Origin of the sequence: Psychrobacter sp. Ps6 (assembly GCF_022129235.1) — a bacterium.
Classification (GTDB): Bacteria; Pseudomonadota; Gammaproteobacteria; order Pseudomonadales; family Moraxellaceae; genus Psychrobacter.
Map to the genome: position 1 here is coordinate 1 of NZ_JADQAI010000172.1, position 1,104 is coordinate 1,104.

1 protein-coding gene and 1 tRNA gene are annotated in these 1,104 nt (G+C 46.8%); both read left to right on the top strand.

The genetic code is table 11. The features are described from left to right. Positions 1 to 67: 67 nt before the first annotated feature. A tRNA-Thr gene (locus I3255_RS14660) sits at positions 68 to 143 on the top strand. 100 nt (positions 144 to 243) lie between these two features. Next, on the top strand, positions 244 to 1,104 hold an 861-nt coding region (gene tuf, locus I3255_RS14665; protein WP_238039487.1), incomplete at its 3' end, for an elongation factor Tu.

Genomic DNA, 1,104 nt, shown 5'->3' on the forward strand with positions numbered 1-1,104 from the left:
ATTACCTCAGCCTTCCAAGCTGATGATGCGGGTTCGATTCCCGCTGCCCGCTCCACATTTCTTGTGTGCTGATATAGCTCAGTCGGTAGAGCGCACCCTTGGTAAGGGTGAGGTCGGCAGTTCAAATCTGCCTATCAGCACCACTCTCAAGTCTTATTTCATCCATTTGTTATATACTCAACAAACCCATGTTTGGTTGTGTGGTCGTAATGCCACTAAATACCGTGCCCAGAGGGACTATCCATGTCTAAAGAAAAATTTGAACGCGTAAAACCGCACGTAAACGTTGGTACTATCGGCCACGTTGACCACGGTAAAACAACTCTAACTGCTGCTATCTGTACTACACTTGCAAAAGTGTACGGTGGTGTTGCTAAAGACTTCGCATCTATCGATAACGCTCCAGAAGAGCGCGAGCGTGGTATCACAATCTCTACTTCTCACGTAGAGTACGATACTCCAACTCGTCACTACGCACACGTTGACTGTCCTGGACACGCCGATTACGTTAAAAACATGATCACTGGTGCTGCTCAAATGGACGGCGGTATCCTAGTTGTTGCTGCAACTGACGGCCCAATGCCACAAACACGTGAGCACATCCTACTTGGTCGCCAGGTTGGTATCCCTTACATCATCGTATTCATGAACAAGTGTGACATGGTTGATGATGAAGAACTACTTGAGCTAGTTGAGATGGAAGTTCGTGAACTTCTTTCTGAGTACGACTTCCCAGGTGATGATTGCCCAGTAATCATGGGTTCTGCTCTAGGCGCTCTAAACGGCGAGAAAGAGTGGGAAGACAAGATTGTTGAACTAGCAGAAGCTCTAGATTCTTACATCCCAGAGCCAGAGCGTGCAATCGATCTACCATTCATTCTTCCAATCGAAGATGTATTCTCAATCCAAGGCCGTGGTACTGTTGTAACTGGTCGTGTTGAGCAAGGTATCATCAAAGTTGGTGACGAAGTTGCTATCGTTGGTATCGTAGACACTATTACAACTACTTGTACTGGTGTTGAGATGTTCCGTAAGCTTCTTGACGAAGGCCGTGCTGGTGAGAACGTTGGTGTTCTTCTACGTGGTACTAAGCGTGACGAAGTT